A 20,811-nucleotide genomic window follows, 5' to 3' on the forward strand; every position below is an offset into this window, starting at 1 on the left:
CCTTTTTTACACCGATAGAGTTCCACCCGACATGGAAACCTTCGCGGGGTTCGACCGGCCAAGCGGGCCAGCGGGTGTCCGGAACTACGTCGCTGTGGTACCGGTATCGGTCGCAGCGTCGGCGGTCGCGGACGCTATCGCCGACAGCGCGGGAGAGAACGTCCACGCTACGCCCCACCAGATGGGGACGGACCCGCCCGACCAGGCACGAGCACAGATCGAGCGGACGCTGTCCGGTATCGGCACGAACCCCAACGTCGGGGCCGCGCTCGTCGTCGGCCTGGGGACCGAGTCGACGGACGCCGACGCCATCGCCGACGCTATCGCTGCGGCGGACCGGTCGGTGGAGACCCTCAGCATCCGCGAACGCGGGGGCACGTCGGCGGCCGTCGAAGCGGGCGTCGACATCGCAGAGCGCCTCTGGGCCGACATCGCGGGTCTGGAGCGGACCGAACAGGACGCGAGCGAACTCGTCTTCGGCGTCGAGTGTGGCGGTTCGGACGCGACCAGCGGTATCGCGTCCAACCCCGCAGTCGGCGCGGCCTGTGACCGCCTCGTCGAGGACGGCGGGACGGCCTGCTTCTCGGAGACGCCCGAGTTCATCGGTGCAGAGCACATCCTCGCGGACCGCTGCGAGGACGAGGACCTGCGCGAACGCCTGCTCGAACGGGTCGACTTCCGCGAGTCGGCCGCCCAGCTGATGGGCGTCGACCTCCGGGGTGCCCAGCCCAGCCCGGGCAACCAGGAGGGCGGCCTGACGACAATCGAAGAGAAGAGTCTGGGCGCCATCGTCAAGGGTGGCACCTCGCCGGTCCGTGGTCTCGTCGACTACGCCGACCGGCTCCCCGTCGGCGGCGGCCTCGTCCTGATGGACACGCCCGGCTACGACGTCGAGAGCGTCGTGGGCAAGGTGGCCGGCGGCGCACAGGTCGTGGCCTTCACCACGGGGCGTGGCTCGACGACGGGCAACCCCATCGCACCGGTCATCAAGGTGACGGGGAACCCGAAGACCGGCGAGCGCCTCGGCTCGAACATGGACATCGACGTGAGCACGATCCTCGAAGGCGAGTCGATAGAAGCGGCCGGCGACCGGGTGTACGACCTGCTGCTCGACGTCGCGAACGGGACGCGAACCGCCGCCGAACTCCGGCGGCTCGAGGAGTTCGCCATCAACGAGCTGCAGCCAAACGAACTGGCGCAACTACGGGAGAACGCATGAGAGGCGAAGTGCTCGGCGGCGTCGGCCTCCACATGAGCCACGACGACAACGTCGTCACGGCTATCGACGACATCGACGCTGGAATGACGATTCCGTACGACGGGGCCGACATCGAGGTGGCGGAGTCGGTCCCGTTCGGTCACAAGATCGCGCTCGTCGAACTGACTGCTGGGGAGGAGGTACTGAAGTACGGCGAGGTCATCGGTCGAGCGACCGAGCGCATCGCGCCGGGCGAGTGGGTCCACACGCACAACTGTGAGAGCAACCGTGGCCGCGGCGACATCGCCGACACCGAGGAGGAGGTGGCCTGATGTCGTCCGTGCCCGACCAGGGCGAGGTGGACCCGTCAGAGCGAACCTTCGAGGGGTACCGGCGCGACGACGGCACCGTCGGCGTCCGGAACAACGTGCTCGTCATGCCCTCGGTCATCTGCTCGCACATCGTGGCCGACCGCATCGCCGACTCGGCCGAGAGCGCGGTCAGCGTCCCCCACGACCACGGCTGTGCCCAGATCGGGTCCGACCACGAACAGACCGAACGGACGATGGTGAACCTCTCACAGAACCCGAACATCGCCGGGACCACGGTCGTCGGCCTGGGCTGTGAGCACCTGCAGAGCGGCGAACTCGCGGCTCGTATCGCCGAACAGGACCGCCCCGTACGCGAGACGGCGATACAGGACGCCGGCGGGTCGGACGCCTGTATCGAGGAGGGTACCGACGCGGTCGCGGAGCTTGCAAGCACGGCCGAGACCGCTGACCGGACCCGAGCTTCGCTGGCCGACCTCACCATCGGCGTCGTCAGCTCCGACGTCGAAGACTCGACGCGGACGGTCGCGGACCCCCTCGTCGGCGACGTGGTCGCGTCCCTGCTGGAGGCGGGCGGCCGCGTCGTCGTCGCCGGGACGGAGCGACTGGCGGCCCACGAGGCGACCGTCGGTGACCGCGCCGCGAACGAGGCGGCCGCCGACGCGCTCAGAGCGGTCGCCAATCGGAGTGCTCGCCAGCCGGGCAACGTGCGGAACGTCGTCCACCGGTCTGCCGACCTCTCGCTTGAGTCGCTCACCGCCGCCTGGGGCGATGCCCCCGCCGAGGAGGTCATCCAGAACGGTGAGCGGGCGACGGCACCGCGGGGGCTGACAGTCGTGGACGCGCCGTCGCGGTTCGAGGAGGCGACGACGGCGCTCGCGGCCGCCGGTGCGTCGCTCGTCGTCCACGTCACCGCCGACGGGATTCCGACCGGGCATCCGGTCGTCCCCGTCCTCAAGGTGACCGGCGACGCGGAGACGGCGTCAGCGCTGGCGACGGACATCGACATCGATGCCCGGACGGCCGACGCGGATGACGTGCTCGAACGCCTCGCCGCCGTCGCCGACGGGGAGCTGACCGCGACGGAGCGCCACGGTCTCACGAAGTTCGCCATCAGCCGTATCGGTCCGTCACTATAACCGGCAAATCGAGTTTTCTATTTCGGAGTTTTACATTTGTTTCGAGTCATATTGTGACAATTCGTGGGATTTTTAACAAATTTACGACTTGAATAGTGCGTTTGTTTTTTCAATATCCATATATTCTACCTAAACGAGTGTAAAAAGATAGTGTCGGCTGATTACGAGCTCCAAGAGCCGAATCGAGTCACACCCGTCGACGCGCTGAGTTGGAGCTGGGACGGCAACGCCGACCGTGTCGCCACCGGCGTGTCTGACAGGCCGGTGTCGAAGCCGGTTCCGGTGACGACAGGGCACGAGCGAGTCCAAACGGGAGGTTCGCGGGCAACGGAAAGCCGAATCGGGCGGCCAAGAACGGCGGGTGGTCAGCGGAGCCGGCCGAGCAGTTCGTAGTCGTGGTCGGGTTCGTACCGCCGGAACAGCAGGCTGTTCGTGAGGACGGAGACCGACGAGAACGCCATCGCCCCGGCTGCCAGCACCGGCTGGAGCAGGCCGAGCGAGGCCAGGGGAATCATCGCCGTGTTGTAGCCGAGCGCCCAGAACAGGTTCTGCTTGATTTTCGCGAGCGTCCCCTCGCTGATGCGGATGGCCTTCACCACGTCCAGCGGGTCGTCGCGCATCAGCGTCACGTCTGCCGCTTCGATGGCGACGTCGGTACCCGACCCGATGGCACAGCCGACGTATGCGACGACGAGCGCCGGCGCGTCGTTGACACCGTCACCGACCATCATGGCCTTGCGGCCCTCGGCCTGGATGGCTTCGACGGCGTCGGACTTGTCCTCGGGGAGGACCTCGGCCCGGACCAGGTCGGGGTCGATGCCGACCTGTTCGGCGACGGCGCGGGCGGTGCGCTCGTTGTCGCCGGTTATCATCATCACGTCGGTGCCCCGCTCGCGGAGTTCTGAGACCGCCCCAGCGGCGCTCTCCTTGACCGTATCGGCGTTGGCGACCACGCCGACCAGCGAGCCCTCGTAGGCGACGAGCATCGCCGTCTTCCCCTCGCTCTCGAGGCGTTCCATCGTCTCCGCGGCAGCGTCGGCGTCGACGTCGTTGTCCCGCAGGAGCTTGCGGTTGCCGACGAGCACCGCACCGTCCTCAACGATGGCACGGACCCCGTGGCCGGGGACGTTCTCGAACTCGTCGGCGTCGGGGACGTCGATATCCCGTTCCCGCGCGCCCTCGACGATGGCCTTCGCCAGGGGGTGTTCGCTCCCCCGCTCGGCGCTGGCCGCGAGTCGGAGGACTGCCGCCTCGTCGAGCGCGTCGTCACCGGCCGAGCGGTCGCTCTCGGTGACGTACTCGCCACCGTCAGAGCGGAGCGTCCCCGTCTCGCCGAGGGCGACGACGTCGGTGAGACGCATCTCACCCTCGGTGAGCGTCCCGGTCTTGTCGAAGACGACGGTGTCGACGTCCTTCGCGCGCTCGAGGACGTCACCGCCCTTGAACAGCACGCCGTTCTGCGCGCCGATGGTGGTGCCGACCATCGTCGCCGCCGGCGTCGCCAGCCCCAGCGCACAGGGACAGGCGATGAGCACCGCGGAGGCGAAGACGACGACGGCGAACTCGAACGCCGAGAGCGCGGCCGGCCCGCCGCCGACCAGGCCCCACAGCGGGAGGGCACCGACGAACCCCGCGAGCGCGCCCGGGAAGAGGTACCAGACGGTACCCCACACAAGGGCGTTCACGATGACCGCAGGCACGAAGTACGCCGAGATGCGGTCGGCGAGGTTCTGAATCTCGGGCTGGCGCGACTGGGCCTCCTTGACGGTCTGGACGATCTGCTGGAGCGCGGTGTCCTTCCCGACCTTCGTCGCCTCGACGACGAGCACGCCGTTCTCGTTGATGGTCGACCCGACCACCTCGTCGCCCTCGCCCTTCTCGACGGGGACGGACTCGCCGGTGACCATCGACTCGTCGACGGCGCTCTGGCCGTCGACTACGACGCCGTCGGTCGGAATCTGCTCGCCGGGCCGGACCTTCATGTGGTCGCCCACTTCGACGTCCTCGATGGCGACCTCTCGCTCGGTCCCGTCCTCGTCGACCAGGGTGGCGGTGTCGGCCTCCATCTCCAGCAGTTTCCGGAGCGCCTCGCTGGCCTGGCCCTTCGAGCGGGCCTCCAGGTAGTTGCCCAGCGTGATGAACACGAGGATGAGCGCCGCCGTATCGAAGTACAGCCCCTCGCTGGCGAGCAGGCCCAGTAGCACGACGACCGAGTAGAGGTAGGCCGTCGACGATCCCAGCGCGATGAGGACGTCCATGTTCGCCGTGCGGTTCTTCACGAGGGCTTTGTAGGAATTCCTGTAGAATGGGTACCCCAACACGAGCTGGACCGGCGTCGCGAGCAGGAACTCGACCCAGCCGAATTCGACGCCGAACACCGTGGCCGGGAGGACGTCCCCGCCGAGCAGCAGTCGCTCGACGAGGAAGAAGAGGAGCGGGGCAGCCAAGGCGGCACCGAACAGCGTCAGCCTGCGCTGGCGTCGAATCTCGCCCGTACGGGCCGCCTCACGCCGTTCGTCCGCCGACTCGTCGGCGTCGTCCTCGCGGACCGGCGCGTAGCCGGCCGACTCGATAGCGTCGTAGAGGTCGGACAGCGTCGCGTCGGCGGGGTTGTACGTCACCTGGGCTTCGTCGGTGGCGAAGTTCGCCGTCGCCTCGACGACGCCGGGCGTCTCCGCGAGCGCGCGCTCGACTGTCTGCGAGCAATTCGCACACGACATGTCGGTGATGCCGATGGTGACCGAGTCCGTCATCGCCGTGTAGCCGGCGTCCTCGATGGCCTCGAGCAGCTCGCCGAGCGAGACGCGCTCCGGGTCGTACTCGACGCTTCCCTCGTCGGTGGCGTAGTTGATGCTCGCCGCCGAGACGCCGTCGAGCGACTCCAGGGCCTCGGCGACGGTCTGCGAGCAGTTCGCACAGCTCATCCCCCCTATCTCGACCTGGCTTCGACGGTGGCTCATTGGGTAGGTATACGGTCTCCGTATTCAATCCTGTTTCCCTTTTGACTGTAAAGTAATCGAGCCTCCGAACTTTCGAATCGAAAGTGACGCCGCCTGTCAGTCCGCCTCCTGCCGGAGCTGCTCGTACTTCTCCTCGAAACGTGCCTCACATGACGGGCAGCAGAACTGGTAGAGGTCGCCGTCGATGCGCGCGGCGGTCCCCTCGCTATCGACGGTATTGCCACACTGGGCACAGGTGAGCGCGAAGTCCGTCCCGCCCAGGTCGGGCGACCAGTCGGCCCCGGCGAGCAGCGTCACCTCGAATTCGTCCACCACGTCCTCGGTGACAGCGTCCGCGAGCCAACTTGCGATATCGTTGTCCGGCACCCGCGCGAACACCACGAGGTCGGCCTCCGCAGTGGTGAAGACGTGCTCGACGGCCCCAGCGTCCAGCAGCGTCGTTCGAACCGAGGCGACCGACTGGGCGTCACCCCCGACGTCGAGCGAGACGAGTACCGGAATCCCCGTCCGGAGCTGGGACCGGTCCACGTCGAGTGTGAACCGCTGGATGACACCGACTTCCTCCAGCCGGTCGACCCGGTCCGAGACGGCCGGGGCCGAAAGCCCCACGACGTCGGCGATGTCGCTGTACGGGCGGCGGGCGTTCGAGAGCAGCAGCTGGAGAATCTCGAGGTCTGTCTCGTCGAGGTCGCGCATGACTCCCTGTTCGAGGCCACAAAGCAAAAGCGTCACGGCAGTACCGCGTTCGATTCGAAAGTCTGTTTGGCCGAGTGCTTTGGATTCGAACGTCGTCCGGAACCGCTCGCTCTGTCCGGGCTGCTTCACGAGTTGTTGACGGTTCCTCGCGGACCACTAGGGGAGCGCTGCCGCGAGCATCTCGGCCGGGTGAGGCGGTTCGTCGGTGGCGCGCTCGCGGTCACCCAGCTGCGTGCGACAGGACGCTCCGGGCGCGACGACCTGCTCGCCGTCGCTGTCCGCGACCTGGTCGAAGAGGATGGAGCCGATAGCCTTGCTCATCGAGAAGTGCTCGGCCTCGTAGCCGAAGCTCCCGGCCATGCCACAGCAGCCCGAGTCCAGGGGGTCCACCTCGTAGCCCGCCCGGCGGAGCACGCCGACGGCGTGGTGGTCCTTCTTCGTCGCCTTCTGGTGGCAGTGGCCGTGGTAGGTCAGTGCCTCGCCGGGGGCGGCCCAGTCGACGTTGCGGTCCAGGTCGAAGCGGTCGAGGTACTCACAGAGCCCGTAGCTGTTGGCCGCGAGTGTCTCGACGGCCTCGCCCGACAGCAGGTCCAGGTAGTCGAGCTGGAACATCACGGCGTCCGAGGGTTCGACGAGGACGACGTCCCAGCCGTTGTCGACGGCCGGCGTCAGCGCCTCGACGTTCGCCTCGGCGGCCGCACGGGACTTATCGAGGAACCCCTTCGAGTGTGCGGGCCGGCCGCTGTCGGTCCGGTCGGACAGTCGCACGTGGACGCCCGCCGCTTCGAGCACCCGGACCGCCGCGCGGCCGATCTCGGGGTGGCTGTAGTTGGTGTACGTATCGGGGAAGAGGACGGCCTTCCGGTCCGCCTCGGTCTCGCTGACCCGTGGCTCCCGGTCGTCGAACCAGTCCTGCAGCGTCGCGCGCTCGAAGGTCGGGAGCGTGCGGTCGCTGGCGATACCGACCGTCTTCTCCAGGACGGTCCGGGCGCCGGGCACCTTCGAGGCGACGTTCGACAGCGGCGCGAACGTACTCCCCAGGCTCGCCAGCGTGTCGACGTTCGCGAACAGCTTGTCCCGGAGGCTCGACCCGTGTTCCTGGTGGTAGGCGTGGGTGACTTCGGCTTTGAGCTTCGCCATGTCCACCTCGCTCGGGCAGTCTTTCGCACACCCCTTGCAGCCGATACAGAGGTCGAGCACCTCGGACATGAACTCCTCGTCGGTCGGGTCGTCGGGCAGGTCGCCGCTCATCGCCTGCCGGAGCATGTTCGCCCGGCCGCGAGTCGCGGTTATCTCCTCGTCGGCCGCGCGGTAGGTCGGACACATCACGCCGCCGGTGGTCTCCTGTGGCCCCCGACAGCCGCCACAGCCGTGACAGAGCTCGACCATCCCCTGCATCCCGTTGTCGTTGTCCCACTCGAGCGTCTCCTCGAAGCCAGCGTCGAACTCGTAGTCGGGGTCGAACCGGAGGTTCTCGGTCATGTCGACGTCGCCACAGACCTGGCCGGGATTGAGCAGCCAGTCGGGGTCGAACGCCGATTTGAGGTCGCGGAACGTCTGCCAGAGGTCCTCGCCGTAGAGTTTCTTGTTCCACTGGGTCCGGGCGCGCCCGTCGCCGTGTTCGCCGGAGACGCTCCCGCCGTACTTCACCACCAAGTCGGTGACTTCGTCGGCGATTGTCTCCATCTGTTCGACGCCCTCGACGGTCTTGGTGTTGACCAGCGGCCGGATGTGGAGCACGCCCGGTCCGGCGTGGGCGTAGAACGAGGCGAAGGTGTCGTGTTGGTCGAGCAGCGCCTGGAAATCCGCGACGTACTCCGGCAGCCGCTCGGGCGGGATGGCGGTGTCCTCGATGAACGCGACGTGTTTCGCGTCGGTCGTCCGCGAGAGGAGGATAGGGAGGCCGGACTTGCGGAGCTTCCAGAACCGCTCTCGTTCGGCCTCGTCGTGGGCCTCCAGCGCGGCGAAGGCCCGAACCGGGGCCTCCAGGGCGATCCCGCCGTCCGTCGGCTCGGCCTCGGTGGCGAGGCCGTCGGTGCGGTCGGCCAGCAGGTCCGCCACCTTCTGCTTCCCCTCGGCGTCGTCCTCGGCGTAGAACTCCACGAGCAGGACCGCGGTGGTCCCCTCGGGGAGCATCTCGACGACGTCTGCGAACTCGGCCGTTTCGCTCGCCATGTCGACGAGCACGTCGTCCAGAATCTCGACCGCCGCGGGGTCGTGTTCGAGGATGTCCGAGACGTCGGCCATCGCCTCGATGAGGTCGTCGTAGGCCAGCAGCGCCATCGACTTCGTCTCGGGGATTGGTTCGAGCGACACCTCGGCTTCGGTGACGACGGCGAGAGTCCCCTCGCTGCCGGCCAGCAGCGACGCGAGGTTGACGACGACGTCCTCCCGAAGTTCCTGGACGACCCAGTCGAGGTTGTACCCCGAGACGTTCCGCTTGAGGTCGGGATAACGAGCCTCGATTTCCTCCTGTTCTTCCTCGAGGATGCGGTCGAGTTCGGCGTAGATGCGCGCTTCCAAGTCGCCCTCGGGGTCGGCCCTGGCCCGGAGTTGCTCGCGCGTGACCTCGCCGAACGTGGTGACCGTGCCGTCGGCGAGCACCACCTCGCACTCCTCGACGTAGGCGTCGGTCTTACCGTACTTCAGGGAATGCGCGCCCGTGGAGTTGTTGCCGATGGCCCCACCGAGGACGCTCTTGTCCCCCCAGGCTGGGTCCGGCGCGAACTTCAGGCCGTCGGCCGCGAGTGCGGCGTTCAGGTCGCCGAGCGTGATACCGACCTGGGCGCGGGCCCGTCGCTCGCCCGGTCGAGTCTCGACGAGCGCGTCCATGTGTCGGCTGAGGTCGAGGACGACCGCCTCGTTGACCGTCTGGCCCGCGAGACTCGTCCCGCCCCCGCGTGGGAGCACCGGTATCTCGCGGTCGGCACAGTACGAGACGACGGCCGCGACGTCCTCGGTCGAACGCGGGAACACGACGCCGATGGGCAGCACCTCGTAGATGCTCGCGTCCGTCGCGTAGAGCTGCCGGGAGTACTCGTCGAACCGCACCTCGCCCTCGACGACCGCCTCGAGGTCAGCGACGAGCCCGGGTCGGGCGACGTCGTCGCTTCGGTAGTCGTAGGCCGATTCGTCCGTCGGTGGGCCAGAGTCGGTTGCCATGATAGCGTTCTCCCGTTGGGCGCTGGGCGACCTGTGCCGGCCGGCAGGTCGCGAGTCAACGCAGTCCCTAGATTGTAATCAAACTGGCATCAAAACGGTTCCCCTGGCTCACCCGCCGTCCGAGCCTTCGAACCCGGCGACCGTGTCGTGGAGTCGGTCACTGGTCCGCGAGGCGAACAGGAGGCGTGCAACACCGGTCGACGTCGCAGCGTTCAGCCACTGGGCCAGCCAGCGGCGGGGCGGGAACCGCGAGTGGAGGGCGACGGCGGTCCGCCAGGCGCTGTCGCGACACTCGTCGATGGCCAGCACGGTCAGCCACTCGTCGGCCCGCCCCAGTGAGCGGTCGAGGCGGGCGATACCGTCGGCCTCGCGCTCGGCCATAGACGCCTGGGCCTCGTCGACCAGCGAGCGGATGACGTCGGTGACGGCGTGGTGGTCCGCGTACTTCTCCCGACGGTTCGGTCCGACGCCGACCCGCTCGAGCGTGAGCGCGAGGTCGTAGTTGATGTGCGCGTTCACGCCCAGCATGGCGTCCTGGACCACGAGCGAGTCCCCGCGTTCTGCGGCCTCGAACGCGAGCTGCCAGGGCGGCGCGAGCGACTCGTGGCGACCTGCCTCGTAGTCGGCGACGGCCTCTCGGTACAGGTTCGCGAAGGTGACGAGGTACTCGGCCACCCATTCAGAATCGACGAAGGTCCCGTCGTCGAGTCCCTCGGCGACGGCACCGGTCATCTCCGTGTAGATAGCAAGGAACACGGCTCGGCGGTCCGCCCGTGACTCGAACAGCCGGTGGAGCGACGCGAGCCGGCGGTGGGTGTCGGCCATGCCGGTGTACGGCGTCTCGACGAGTGCGAGTACGTCAGGGTCGCACGGTCCGCCGTCTGCCCGCGGCTGGGGCTTGTGGAGGCCTCGCATCGCGTGCCACAGTTGGGAGCGTCGCCCGGTCGACGACGCGGAGCGGAGCATTGCGACTACCATCGTCAGCGACTCTCTTAACAGTTCACTGGAACGGCTACGAAAAACGGGAATCAGTCGAATCCGTCAGGCCGAGCCAGCGGGGCGCTGTCGCTCGGTCTCGCGTCGGTCGCTCTCGGCGCTGCGGCGCGTGTACTCGACGCCCGCCACGAAGGCGAGGGCCCAGATGAACAGGAGCGCCCCACCGATGGTACCGACGCTCGACGCGAAGGTCGGGTACGCGATGGAGAGGACGCCGATGAAGCCGGCCAGCAGGCCGGCCAGCCAGGTCGGGTAGCGCCAGTCGCGCTTGCGGAAGACCGCCAGCCCACCCATCAGGACGATGAGAAGTCCCGATATCGCCATCGCGCCGAAGTGGACGAACAGAACGTGGCCCGCAGGGTCGGCGGGGCCGAGTTGCTTCAACAGTTCCAGGCCCGCGTACACGAGCAGTGGAACCGCGCCGACGACGTACAGCGCGGCGACCCGGCGGTCGACGCGCTCGGCGCGGTCGAAGCGGAACAGCGACCGGCCGGCGGGGTGCAACGCCAGCGCGGCGAGCGCCAGCACCGACGAGACGGCGAAGCCAGTCAGGAGCGGCGAGTCGGCCACGAACGCCAGGACGGCGACGCTAACCATGGCCACGACCGGTGCCAGGATGGTGTTGACCCGCTCGCGCGGGTGGTACAGCAAGAGCAACGCCGGCACGACGAGGCCGAACACGAGCAGCGGCGAGATAGTCATGTCGTGAATCTGGTGGACGCCGAAGGGGTCGAACCAGCCGACGATGGCCGCCCCGAGCACCTCCGGCGGCGTCAGTGCGACGTTGAGGCCTGCGAGTGCGAGCACGGCGAGACTGAACAGCACGAGGCGCACCTTCTGCGTGGTCGTCAGGGAGCCGAATCCGGCGTCGGAGACTGCTCCCTGGTCGGTAGTAGTTGCCATACGTATCAGCTGGCTAGATACACTGGATTAGGCTAAGTATATTGCTAGAGATTCACTACCAAATGCGTTCTCGATGCTCTCGAACCGGTCGTGGCCACAGGCGATGACGCGCTCGTGTCCGGCATATGAATTAAGGGTATCCCCGTCCATACCCTACTCGTGCGATGTGAGCGCTGCGGGGAGCCCGTCGAACGGTACGAGCTCGACGGAGCCGCCGCTATCAGCTGCCCGAAGTGCGGGTTCATCGGGGTCCCGGTCGACCACAAGTCCGAGCCGAAGCCACACGAGTCCTGGCAGGACGCCTTCGAACGGTTCTACGCGCGATTCGGTGTCGATGAGGACCGGGACGCGTCGGAGACGGCGATGGTCCGCCACCTCACCGACCTGGAGGGCGTCGGGCCGGCCGTGGCCGAGCGACTGCGGCGGGGCGGCTACGATTCGGTCGCCGCGCTGTCGACGGCGTCCCCCGGAGACCTGGAGGCCGTCGACGGCATCGGCCCGCGGCTCGCTGCTCGGCTCATCACGCAGTTGGACGGCGACGAGCGGACGCCGGTGGACGCCGACGAACCGGCGTGAGGGCAGCCGCGTTCAGTAGTTCTTGAAGAGGTACTGGCGGACGTCGTCTTTCGTCCGGACCCCCTCGGTGGTCCCGTCCGGCAGGTCCACCTCGTAGGGCTCCTCGCCGCTGTCGGTCCGTCGCCACTTGTCGTCGTGTTCGCGCAGCAGTTTGTTCGCCATCGAGAGGGCGTTCCCCGCGTCGGCGACCGAGTTCGATTCGCCGTCGTCGCTCGAAGCTGACGGCTCGGGGTCGTCGCTGTCCGCGTCTGCATCTGCCGTCGACTCGTCGGCGGCCGGCTTCTCGTCGTCGCCAGTGCTCTCGGACTCCGCGTCGGCGGCATCGCCATCCCCGTCCGCTTCTTCGGCGGCCGGCCCCTCGCCGTCCACCGCGTCCTCGTCCGCGCCATCGGCCAGGCGCGCGGCGAGTTCCGTCGGCCCCAGTTCCGAGAGCAGTTTCCCCCGCATCTCGTCTGCGTCGATACCGCTCCCGGGGATGTCGGGCACGTCGGCGGCGATGTGCTGGAGTTCGGGATACTCCGCCGTCGCGATGCGCTCGTAGCCGTCGGCCACCATGACGGAATCGCGCTCGTTCGGCGGCGTGTACGTATCGAGCAGGTAGTCGACAGCGTCCTCGAGACGAGCGTGCCCGTACGTTTCGACGAACGCGTCTTCGACGTCCGCCCGAACCGCCTCGAGCTGCTCGTGCTGCGACTCGGTGAGAGTTATCTCCGGCATCGTGCGGTCACACGACGCCGACCGGTATAATTGATTCCCCGAAGTCGACGCGCGACCGACACGTCCCGTCGCGTGCCGGCCGAACGGTGGTACAGCCGAAGTCAGTCCTGCGGTGAGACCGGTTCGCGTAGAGCCCACACGTCTGTCGTCGGGTCCAGTCTCGTGGGCTCTGCGCCCCGCTCGGTGAGGATACCAGCGTGGTACAGTATCGCCTTCAGCTGGAAGACCGTCGGCGAGTGATAGACCTCGCCGTCAACGAGCGCGTCGGGCCGGAGGTCGCCCTCGGCCGTCAGCACCCGTTCGCGAACCCGATCCGTGCCACGGACGAACAGCTCGACGGTGAACGTCGGATGCTGGAGGTGGAGCCACTCGACGAACTCGACCAGCGAGGGGTCCAGGAAGCCGTCGTCGTGGCACTGCTGGAGTTCTTCGACGAGCAACCGCGTGGCCGGGTACGCGAAGACGACGCGCCGGGTCAGCTCACCCCAGGTCGGTGCGACATCGATGAACCGAGCCTGCGACCCCGACCACTGGGCGAACAGGTCCAGTGCCGCGTCGACCGACCCGTTCGTTCTGCGCCCGAAGCGAACGACCTCCCTGCCCAGGGGGGTGAGCCGGGTCGTCGGTCGGTCGTCCTCGACCAAGCCGAGAAAGACAGCCCCGGCGACGGCGGCGTCGACGGCCCCGACGACCCGGTCGGTGACGAGTGACCGTGTCTCGTCCCGGTGGGCCACCGCGAGCGGGACCGCCAGGTAGTTCTTCGGGTGATTCAGGCCGAAACTCCGGTCGGTGACGCCCTGGGCACTGGCCTGAAACCGAAGCGCCGACGCCTCGTCGGCGGTCCGCGCCCCGACGACCCGCGGTCGTTCGAGCACGCGAAGGGAATCGTCGACGCTAACGCCGAGGACACCGACGTTGAGCTCTCGTGCCAGCGTCCGGGCCGACTGGGATATCGCACCGGTCGGCGCGGCGACGTAGGCGACGTTCGCTTCGTCGAGGCGGTCGTGTGCCTGCACCACCCCGCGTTCGACGTCGACCCCACCACCGCTCGTGTGACCCTTGGCCTCGACGGCGACGAGCGGCGGGTCGTCTCCGAGGCGGTCCACGGCGAGCAGGTCACTGTCGAGCTGGCCGACGCCGACGAGGTCCGGGTAGCCCGACCCGACCCGGACGTGATTGAACGGGGCCAGCGCGTCCCGCGTCTCGGCGGGAATCGGGTACTCCTCGAGCCACCGTTCCTGCGCGAACTGGGTGTCGGCGACGACGTAGCCGCGCTCCTCAGTTGCCGGAAAGAGGTCCCGCTTGGTCCGGGCCAGGACCTGCGGTTCGGTCAGGCTCGCCGTCGTTGCCATAGGGGTCGTTGCGGGGCAGCCCTCAAGAATCCCCCTCCCAGACTCAGCGGTCGAGCAGCGAGCGGATGCGCGCGAGCGGGCCGTCGGTCGTTTCGTCGGGTCGCGGGTCGACGCCCGGGAGTTCCTCCGCGAGCGCCCGCACTTCACCGTCGTCGAAGCGGGGGTCGGATTGGGCGTGGTCCAGCCACCGGTCCCAGCCGTCCGGCGAGAGCAACCCCTCGGAGTCCGTGTCCCACTGGTCGACGAGGGCCTCGCGGTCGTGGAAGGGGACGTTCATCCCGCTGTCACCCCAGTAGAGCGGGGCGAGTTCGAACGCGTACGTCTCGTCGTCGAGCCAGACGAGTCGGTAGGGGTAGTCGTTGTAGAGGAAGACGTCGTCGGGGGCCACGACGTCGCCGTTCGGGAGTTCGAGTGTGTCCGGCATTCACAGCAGTGTAGGGCCGGGAGACGGTTCAGTATTCCGCGTGGTCGGGGCGGCGGAGAAAGGGAATGTCGTGGAACCGGTCGGTCAGTACTCGTGGAGAGGGCGTCGCCGGATTCGACGCCGGAGGTCGCCGAGCACCGGGTCCGCGTCGCCGTCGAACTGCTGGCAGACGGCGTGGACCTCCTCGCGGGTTATCTTGACGTTGCCCTCGCGGATGACATCGGCCGGCCGGGTCCGCAGTTCGCGGATTGTCCCGACGGCCAGCAGGAAGGGGATGGCCCACGCCGAGAGCGTGTTCCCGCGGGAGATGGGCATCGCCTCGAGCCACGCCTGCGCGCCGTCCAGGTACTGCTCGGCGCGTCCCGTGACGGCCTCGATGACGGGGACGAGCGAGTCGACGTTGCCGCCCTTCCCCACGTCGCTGTGGTCCAGTCCCTGGTCGTCGAGCAGTTCGAGCGGGAGGTAGACGTTGTTCTCTTCCTCCATGTCGGTCGCGGCGTCCTTCGCGACGTTGACGAGCTGGAGCAGGAGGGCGAAGGCGCGGGCGTTCTCCTCCATCCGCGCCGCCTGGTCGTCGCTGGCGGCGTGCGTGAGCAGACCGGTGACGAGCGTGCCGACGGTGCCCGCGGCGTACCAGCAGTACTCCTCGAGCTCCTCTAAGGTCTTGATGCGGAGCCCACCGTCGTCGGCGTAGCGGTCGACGAACATCGCCATCCCGTCGACGAGCTCGCGGACCGGGCCGCGGATGATATCCGTCGAGTCTCCCTCGAGCTGGCGGAACACCCGGACGATGCGGGGCGCCTCGTCGACGACTTCCCAGTCCGCAGAGCGCGTCGCCGGGAGCCACTCGTCGACCTTCGAGCGGAAGGTCCGGACCGTCGTGTCCGAACTCGGGTCGAGGACGCGACTGTACGTCCGTAGCAACTCGGCCTGGGCACCCGGCGGGACGTGCCCGGCGTCTTCGATCGTATCCGCGACGCGACAGAGGAGATAGCCGACACAGATGTCCCGGGCCATCGGCTCGTCGAGTTCCGCGACTGTCAGACTAAACGTTCGCGAGACCCGGTGCACAGCGTCGTAACACCAATCGATGTCTTCCTGTGACGACCGGTCTGTTTGGTTCTGAGACATTCCCGACATCCGCGGTAAGGGTCACTGTACTAAAAAAGGGTTGGCTATGGGCCGACCGGACCCGAAACAGCATCCCTAAATCGACGTAGTCCCAAGCGATGGACATGCCCGCAACGCACAGGAGGCTGAGCGAATGAGCGACACCAGCCCACTCGTCCTCGGCCTGACCGTCGCCGCCGTCATCGTCGTCCCGGGGCTCGCAAACGGGTTCCTCGGCGCGCTGGGCTATCCGCTCGTCGGGAGCGCCGTCTGGGTACTGGGGTACGGCCTCGGTGTCGTCTTCATCTGGTACGAGTGGATTCGGCCGCTCGACATCAGCGCGCCCGAAGGCGTCTCCACCGGCGAAGACCCCGCCGACGAGTGAGCGAACTGGGCGAGAAGCACGACCGGCGGTCGCCGCCATAATTCAGAAGGCAGCGGCGCGCCGTGTCACCGCGTCGTGCTTTCTGTGCTGACTGTTCGTTTCGATGCGCAATACACCTTTATCGCTCCGGAGTCAGGGTTTGGATACGACGGACCACCTATGAACGACGACTGGCCAGCGACGACGCCGACCCACCCGCTCGTCGTCGTCGGCCACGGTGGCGTGCGCTCGGTGACAGCGTCGCTGGGGGCGATACCGGGAATCACGGCCAGCGACTCGATGCCGGCGCCCGCGACCAACGGCGACCGCGAGGCGGCCCACGCGGCGGTGACGATGTTCGTGACGGACCTCACGGAGACCATCCCGCCGGCGTGGCGCGACCGACTGGCGAGACGGGACGGCCTGACGCTCGCGGTGGTCGCAGCGCCGGCGTCGGGCGACAGTCTGGACCCGACGACGGCACGGGCCGCCCAGTGGCTCCGCGGGTCGGTCGACGCGATGGTCGTCGTCGAGCCCGACCACCACGCTCACGGGATCCGCCAGGTGGTGACGACCTGCCACGAGATACTCTCGCGGCCGGGCGTCATCAACCTCGACCTGGCCGACATCGGCACCGTCCTCGGGAGCGGCCGGGTGGCCGCAATCACGACGGGCGCCACGCCGGAGACAGAAGACATGGCCGAGACGGCCGTCAGCGCCGTCGAAGAAGCGCTCAGCGCACCGGCCGTCGACATCGGAGACTACACCGCCGTCCTGGTCAACCTGGTCGCCGGGAGCCAGCTGACGGTGAGTTCGGCCGTCGAGGCCGTCGACGGCATCCAGGCGTCGGTGCCCGACGACGCCCACCTCATCTGGGGGACCGCCGTCGACGACTCGCTGTCGGACGTCCACGCGCAGGTCGTCGCCGCCGGGAACCACTCGCCGACGTTCGACGCCATCGTCGAGCGCGCGAGTCACCCGGACCCCGGCCCGAACAACTGCCCGCGGTGTGGCGGCCACATCGCCGTCTACTCGCTGGGCGACCGGGAGACGCGCGCCTGTGAGGACTGCGGGTTCGCGGACACGCCCGGCGTGGACAGTCGGTCCTGAGGCACGCCTGGCGGTTCTCTGTCGTCGGTGTCCGCTACTCGGTGGTCACTCAGCGTCGAAGAATCAGTCCCACACCCTACGAGACGCGCGCGTGTCGAGCGGCGGGCTTCCAGTCGATTATCGTCTCGTGGCACGTCGGGCAGACGAGCTCGGTCAGCTTGGTCGTCTCGTCGTTGTATGTCATTCTCGTCCCGCAGTGCGGACAGTGTGTCATTACAATTTATTATAGATTATCCTGCCTTATAAACATGGAGCTCCTACCGTCCCGTCAGTGGGCGAAAACACGCGCTCCGTGCTACTCTTCGACGACCTGTCGAGGGGCGGCAGCGACGTCGAGGCCGCGAGCTTCGATGATTGCAGAGAGACACTCGTCGTCCATCAGCCGCACGTCCGCTTCGCTCGCGGTTCTGGAGACGTCCCCCCCGATACGGCCGGATGTGGCGAACATCACCGCGTCGAGTTCCGACCGCTCGCCGCGGACGTCGACACAGGTCTCGATGGGGTCGGCCTCGACGAGGCGGTCGTCGGGCCGGTGATCGACGACCACGGCCATCGCCTCGTGCGTCGGGTCCGACCGCTCGGCCAGCAGGTCGTATGCTGCTGGCTCGGCCTCGGCCACCCCCCAGCCCGACCCTTCGAGGACGTCCGTCACCGTCTCGACGAACGCCGACCGGTCGAGCGACCGGAGGTGGGCGGCGATTGAGTGTTCGTCGTCGCGTTCGCCGGTCGGTTCCGGGGCGTCGCCGGACTCGACGGCGTCTATCGCCGCCTCGATGTCGCTTTTCTCGTCCGGGTCAGTCATCTCCGCTTCGGTCACCGTCGACGCGTCGTCCTCGGCCTCGTCCGGCTCGGCCGCCCCGATGGTCGCCTCGACGTCGTACTCGGGTTCGAGGTCGGACTCGATGCGGTCGGGAACGTCCTCACCCGCCAGCGCCGCCTCGGTCCGTTCGACGCGCTGGTCGAGCGCTTCGAGTTCGGTCTCCAGGTGTGTGACTGCGTCGGGGTAGCAGTCGCGGGCCGTCGTCAATGCCGCCTCGTACTTCTCGCGGGCGTCCGCGTACTCCTCGAGGGCCGCCTCGTACTGTTCGGCGTCGGCGAACCAGTCGCCGGCGCTCATCGCGTCGCTGGCGACGTCCCGGCGGGCGGCCGTGAGGTTCTCGGCGACGACGCGCAGTCGCTCTCGAATCTTCGAAGGCGCACCGGCGAAGCGCCGTTCGTCTGCGCCCCAATCGACCTGCAGCGCGGTCCGGTAGTGGTCGAGCGCTTCGGCCCAGTGCTCGGCCGCCTGGTCCGACTTGTCGGCGGCGGCGGCCTCGTTGTCCGCGGCGACGGCCTTCCGGAGCGGGGACTGTTCGAGCTGTTCGATGAGCGTGTCGAGGCGGTTGCGCTCGGCGAGTATCTCGTCGATGTCGGCCAGGTGCCGGTCGAGCGAGAGGACGGCCCGGTACTCGTCGCGAGCGCGTTCGTAGGCGTCGTAGGCCGCCTCGTACTCGTCGGCCCGCCAGCGGGCCTCACCCTCGTCTCTGGCGTTCCGGGCGCGACCGAGGCGAATCGCGGAGAGCGTCCGCAGACAGCGCTCACGGACCACCTCGACCCGGCAGGCCATCGCGTCCCCCTCTCGGTCGACGTTGAACTCGCTGGCCGTCGAACTGGCCCGCTCCAGGAGCGTACTCGCTCGCTTCGCCGCGGTCAGTGCGGCATCGTTCGACCCGTTGTTCCGCAACTCGTTTGCCTGCACCAGCTCCCGCTTGACGTCGTCGAGCGTGTTCTCGACGTGTATCCACTTCTGTGCCGCGTCGTCGAGGTAGCGTGTCACGGCCTCCAGTCCGTCGCGTTCACAGTGGATGTACCATCGGGTTCCGCCGGCGCGGTAGAAGGTGAGTCGCCCGTGTCTGAGACTTGAGTCGCTGTCGACCGTCTCGATCTCGGCGAACGGAACCGCGAACTGCCTGTCCCCGCCGTCGGAGTCGGTGCCACCCACCAGGACCACGACCCGTCTGTCGGTCAAGACGGCGATGGTCTGATAACCGCTTCCGGGCCGGATGTGTTCGGTCGTGCCGTCGGATTCCACCGTGACCCCGTTCTTCGAGTTCGTGATGACGTACTGCGGCGTCTCGTCGGCCTCGATCGCCGACACGGCGGGCTTCTCCCGGAGATACCCCGTGGACAGGAACCCACCCTGTCCGGTGCTGGTGAGCACGTCGGGGTACGACCCACCTAAATTATCTAAATTGATAATTTGACCCATTGTGAAATCCTACTACGTCGGGTACTATGATTCTCACGTATTGATTCTGAAATCTCTGTCGTAATATTAACCGACGACTGATTACGTCCATATCACGAGCGAGAGACCGGGTCGTCCACCCCGAGACCCGCGACGGCAGGAGCGAGGTGTCTGTCGCGGGACAGACGCTCGTCTGACTGACCTTTACCTATCAGGTTTCAGTATCGAAACTCATGCCCCGGATACGACTGGACCCGCCGAAGTTCGAACGGTCGACCGACGCCGCTGGGGGCGACCGAGCGAACGGCAAAGCGAGCGACAACGCCGTCGCGCGAATCGACACAGAGGTGTTCAGGACGCTCTCGGAGACGCCGGGCCTCGAGCAATGCGGACTCCGGCCGCGCATCGACCGCTGGCTGGAGTGCTGGAGCGACGTCTAGCTGTTCTCGACCAGCCGGGTCGCGATGCGCTGTGCGCCGATGGTCGGTGCCACGTCCGGCTGGTCGGCCGCCGTCGCCTCAACGTCGCGGTTGAGCTCCTCGCTGAGGCGTTCCTCGAACTCGTCGACGATACCGGGGATACAGGCCATCCCGCCCGTGAGGACGACGGGGCGGTCGAGCGCCAGCTTGTACACTTTCATGTAGTCGTTCGCGAGTTCCGGCAGGAACGTGTTCGCGAGTTCGTCGACCACGTCGTCCAAGTACTCGTCGACGGCGTCCATCACCGACCGCTCGATGGTGAACTCGTGTGAGCCGCCGCCGGGTTGCTGGATGATGTCCGTGAACGGTTCGAAGTCGACGAAGTCGGCGTGTTCCTCCTTGTACTCGCGGGCGGTCTGGGTGTCGATGTTCACCCGGCCCTGGGTCTCCTCCTCGACGTAGTTGGCGATCATCCGGTCGACCTCGTTGCCCGTGACGGCACCGGTCGTGAACGGCGAGAGCTGCTCGCCGCGCCGATAGGCCGACGCTTCGAGGTTCGTCGAGCCCATGTTCACGGCCACGAATATCTCGTCGATGGCCTCCAGGTCGTCCCCGAAGGCCGGAATCGAGCCACACAGCGACTCGGGGTAGCTCTCGACGAGTTCCAGGCCGATGGAGGACCCCTCGATGACCGACCGGAGGTTCTCCAGCCCGGTCGGGTTGTCGATGGTCGGAATCGCGTAGACGACCCCGCTGTCGGCCGGGAGGTCGTTCTCCTCGATGAGCGCCTCGAAGAACGTCTCGGTCATCTCGGCCCGCTCGGCGTCCTCGGGGAGTCCGGACCGGAGCATGTACTGGACGCGGTCGGGGTACTCCCGGGCGGCCTCCTCGCCGTAGAGGATCTTCTCCTCGCCGGTGAGGGCGTCCTCGTAGGTCGCCATGCACGTCAGCGTCTTGATAATTCGCTGGTCGGTACCGTGGTCGTCCGGGAGCGCGATGACCGTCCGCGTGCTGCCGAGTTTGACCCCGATCGGCACCACCCCGCTGGCATCGTCCGTCCCGTCAGCGTCGTCGTCACTCATGTACGGTGGCGTCTTGACGCCGGGTCGGTATATAACCTCACGTCAAG

At 67.6% G+C, this 20,811-nt stretch carries 18 protein-coding genes; 7 read left to right on the top strand and 11 right to left on the bottom strand.

What is annotated here, in order from left to right:
• The first annotated feature begins 31 nt into the window (after positions 1-31).
• Genes P1L41_RS14840 through P1L41_RS14850 form a run of 3 tightly spaced genes read left to right on the top strand, consistent with a single transcriptional unit; the run spans position 32 to position 2,666 of the window.
• Complete coding sequence (locus P1L41_RS14840; protein WP_276296507.1) at positions 32-1,219, top strand: UxaA family hydrolase; 1,188 nt, start codon at positions 32-34, stop codon at positions 1,217-1,219.
• A complete protein-coding gene (locus P1L41_RS14845) occupies positions 1,216-1,530 on the top strand; it encodes a UxaA family hydrolase (protein WP_276296508.1) in 315 nt (104 codons plus the stop codon). Before P1L41_RS14840 ends, P1L41_RS14845 begins: the two co-directional genes overlap by 4 nt.
• Positions 1,530-2,666, top strand: a complete 1,137-nt coding sequence (locus P1L41_RS14850; RefSeq protein ID WP_276296509.1) for a UxaA family hydrolase — start codon at positions 1,530-1,532, stop codon at positions 2,664-2,666. Before P1L41_RS14845 ends, P1L41_RS14850 begins: the two co-directional genes overlap by 1 nt.
• A gap of 365 nt (positions 2,667-3,031) precedes the next feature.
• Here P1L41_RS14850 and P1L41_RS14855 read toward each other — a convergent pair whose 3' ends face one another.
• From P1L41_RS14855 to P1L41_RS14875, 5 genes are all read right to left on the bottom strand, one after another.
• The gene (locus P1L41_RS14855) at positions 3,032-5,626 is read right to left on the bottom strand and encodes a heavy metal translocating P-type ATPase (protein ID WP_276296510.1); all 2,595 of its coding nucleotides are present in this window, start codon (positions 5,624-5,626) and stop codon (positions 3,032-3,034) included.
• Positions 5,627-5,722: 96 nt separating this feature from the next.
• Complete coding sequence (locus tag P1L41_RS14860; protein ID WP_276296511.1) at positions 5,723-6,322, bottom strand: AsnC family transcriptional regulator; 600 nt, start codon at positions 6,320-6,322, stop codon at positions 5,723-5,725.
• Between the two features lie 156 nt (positions 6,323-6,478).
• The gene (locus tag P1L41_RS14865) at positions 6,479-9,484 is read right to left on the bottom strand and encodes an FAD-binding and (Fe-S)-binding domain-containing protein (RefSeq protein WP_276296512.1); all 3,006 of its coding nucleotides are present in this window, start codon (positions 9,482-9,484) and stop codon (positions 6,479-6,481) included.
• Between the two features lie 108 nt (positions 9,485-9,592).
• Positions 9,593-10,450, bottom strand: coding sequence for a DUF5995 family protein (locus P1L41_RS14870; protein ID WP_276296513.1), 858 nt, complete (start codon positions 10,448-10,450; stop codon positions 9,593-9,595).
• 75 nt (positions 10,451-10,525) lie between these two features.
• Entirely contained in the window at positions 10,526-11,383 is an 858-nt protein-coding gene (locus P1L41_RS14875) for a hypothetical protein (protein WP_276296514.1), read from the bottom strand.
• Between the two features lie 159 nt (positions 11,384-11,542).
• On the opposite strand from P1L41_RS14875, the gene P1L41_RS14880 reads away from it, so the two are divergent.
• Positions 11,543-11,959, top strand: a complete 417-nt coding sequence (locus P1L41_RS14880; RefSeq protein WP_276296515.1) for a TFIIB-type zinc ribbon-containing protein — start codon at positions 11,543-11,545, stop codon at positions 11,957-11,959.
• Positions 11,960-11,971: 12 nt separating this feature from the next.
• Here the strand turns inward: P1L41_RS14880 and P1L41_RS14885 are convergent, their stop codons facing one another.
• From P1L41_RS14885 to P1L41_RS14900, 4 genes are all read right to left on the bottom strand, one after another.
• Positions 11,972-12,676, bottom strand: coding sequence for a hypothetical protein (locus tag P1L41_RS14885; protein WP_276296516.1), 705 nt, complete (start codon positions 12,674-12,676; stop codon positions 11,972-11,974).
• A 101-nt stretch (positions 12,677-12,777) separates the two neighbouring features.
• A complete protein-coding gene (locus tag P1L41_RS14890) occupies positions 12,778-14,028 on the bottom strand; it encodes a hypothetical protein (protein WP_276296517.1) in 1,251 nt (416 codons plus the stop codon).
• A gap of 43 nt (positions 14,029-14,071) precedes the next feature.
• Positions 14,072-14,452, bottom strand: coding sequence for a hypothetical protein (locus tag P1L41_RS14895; RefSeq protein ID WP_276296518.1), 381 nt, complete (start codon positions 14,450-14,452; stop codon positions 14,072-14,074).
• Positions 14,453-14,536: 84 nt separating this feature from the next.
• Complete coding sequence (locus tag P1L41_RS14900; RefSeq protein ID WP_336399955.1) at positions 14,537-15,583, bottom strand: phytoene/squalene synthase family protein; 1,047 nt, start codon at positions 15,581-15,583, stop codon at positions 14,537-14,539.
• 133 nt (positions 15,584-15,716) lie between these two features.
• Between P1L41_RS14900 and P1L41_RS14905 the strand changes: the two genes are divergently transcribed.
• Positions 15,717-15,947: a DUF7996 family protein gene (locus P1L41_RS14905; protein ID WP_276296520.1), complete on the top strand. Its 231-nt coding sequence runs from the start codon at positions 15,717-15,719 to the stop codon at positions 15,945-15,947.
• A gap of 159 nt (positions 15,948-16,106) precedes the next feature.
• Entirely contained in the window at positions 16,107-17,036 is a 930-nt protein-coding gene (locus P1L41_RS14910) for an FtsZ/tubulin family protein (RefSeq protein ID WP_276296521.1), read from the top strand.
• Between the two features lie 295 nt (positions 17,037-17,331).
• Here P1L41_RS14910 and P1L41_RS14915 read toward each other — a convergent pair whose 3' ends face one another.
• Positions 17,332-19,284, bottom strand: a complete 1,953-nt coding sequence (locus P1L41_RS14915; RefSeq protein WP_276296522.1) for a hypothetical protein — start codon at positions 19,282-19,284, stop codon at positions 17,332-17,334.
• A 212-nt stretch (positions 19,285-19,496) separates the two neighbouring features.
• Between P1L41_RS14915 and P1L41_RS14920 the strand changes: the two genes are divergently transcribed.
• The gene (locus P1L41_RS14920; protein ID WP_276296523.1) at positions 19,497-19,703 is read left to right on the top strand and encodes a hypothetical protein; all 207 of its coding nucleotides are present in this window, start codon (positions 19,497-19,499) and stop codon (positions 19,701-19,703) included.
• Here P1L41_RS14920 and P1L41_RS14925 read toward each other — a convergent pair.
• Positions 19,700-20,764 carry an actin-like salactin gene (locus P1L41_RS14925; protein WP_276296524.1) on the bottom strand — a complete coding sequence of 355 codons (1,065 nt, stop codon included), beginning with the start codon at positions 20,762-20,764 and terminating at the stop codon, positions 19,700-19,702. The two genes, P1L41_RS14920 and P1L41_RS14925, sit on opposite strands and share 4 nt — an antisense overlap.
• Positions 20,765-20,811 lie beyond the last annotated feature (47 nt).

Source organism: Haloarcula ordinaria (assembly GCF_029338275.1).
In the GTDB taxonomy this organism is placed as follows: domain Archaea; phylum Halobacteriota; class Halobacteria; order Halobacteriales; family Haloarculaceae; genus Haloarcula; species Haloarcula ordinaria.